We start from the raw sequence: 1,036 nt of genomic DNA, 5'->3' as shown, positions 1-1,036 counted from the left end.
GGCGTCGGCTTGGACGAATTGTTATGCCCGCACCGATTGAAAATGCGAGCGCGGATAGGAGCCCATAGATGCCGCCCGGCAGCAGCGCCTTGATTGCGGATTGACGAGCAACCCACAGCGCAAAGCTCTTGTCGTTCATTCCCGTGAAGTAGTTCGATTGGAACGAGTAGAACCCAAAAACAATCGCTCCGACCGCCGCACCGGCGATGCATAGATAGAGCGCGTTGAGCCGACCGTAGCGCCGGAGGAGTGCCGCAAATGGCAGTGCAACCAAGAACGACACTGGCGCGGCGATTACAACGCCCATGATGAGCACCAGAATTGGTGGAGCCATGACTCTATCGGGCGAGAGCGATGTGAGGCCGGCCATAAGCATCGGGACAGCGACGGTACTCGCTAGAGTTCCGAGCCAAAGAGACCGCGAGTGCTGTCTAGTTTCCATGTGGGCATAACACCTGAGTTAAGCCGCGCCGCGAAGCGGCGTCGGCTTGGACGAATTGTTAGGGGCCGCCGAGCGGAACCAACGATTGGTCGGGGGCACGTAGAGCAGGAATAAGCCGGCAGCCTTCGCCACAAACCAACATGTGGCAAGGGGTGACATTGAGAGCAACCGCGGCGCAGTGACTAGCACTGCCAGAAACGCCACAACGCCGCACACAAGCCGCGCCCAATCGTGACCGAGCCACACAAAGACCAATAGCATCAGTAGCAGCGAATAAATAGCAACGATGAGAGCGATGGATGGCACCAGCATGCCCGACAGCGTACCAACTACGAGCGCGATGACTGCGATGCCATAGACGTGCGTGGCAGCAAGTAGCGCAATTGCAGCCACCAATGTTTTCGGTCTACTCACGTCGCTGATCTCCCCCATGCGGGGCCTAACACCTGAGTTAAGCCGCGCCGCGAAGCGACGTCGGCTTGGACGAATTGTTAGGCGGTGTTACCGGGAGACGGCCACAAGTGAGATCCCGCTCGACTCGCATATTAGGGAGTGCAATCCTGACCTGCCACTTCCGCCGAAGCTGCGAAATTA

General features: G+C 58.3%; 2 protein-coding genes. Both read right to left on the bottom strand.

Annotated elements, in window-relative coordinates; translation table 11 throughout:
* Positions 1 to 334: hypothetical protein (locus ACKTTN_RS14700; protein ID WP_407910652.1), on the bottom strand; the 334-nt coding region annotated here is incomplete at its 3' end.
* Positions 335 to 460: 126 nt separating this feature from the next.
* The gene (locus ACKTTN_RS14695) at positions 461 to 874 is read right to left on the bottom strand and encodes a hypothetical protein (protein WP_407910651.1); all 414 of its coding nucleotides are present in this window, start codon (positions 872 to 874) and stop codon (positions 461 to 463) included.
* Positions 875 to 1,036 lie beyond the last annotated feature (162 nt).

Origin of the sequence: Lysobacter claricitrinus (assembly GCF_045866565.1) — a bacterium.
GTDB classification, from domain to species: domain Bacteria; phylum Pseudomonadota; class Gammaproteobacteria; order Xanthomonadales; family Xanthomonadaceae; genus Cognatilysobacter; species Cognatilysobacter claricitrinus.
The sequence above is the reverse complement of the archived record's forward strand: the minus strand, read 5'-3'. Positions and strand labels throughout refer to the sequence as shown.

Bases quoted from the DNA above. Each gene is read 5' to 3' on its own strand.
- ACKTTN_RS14695 (WP_407910651.1), bottom strand. From the start codon at position 874: ATGGGGGAGATCAGCGACGTGAGTAGACCGAAAACATTGGTGGCTGCA.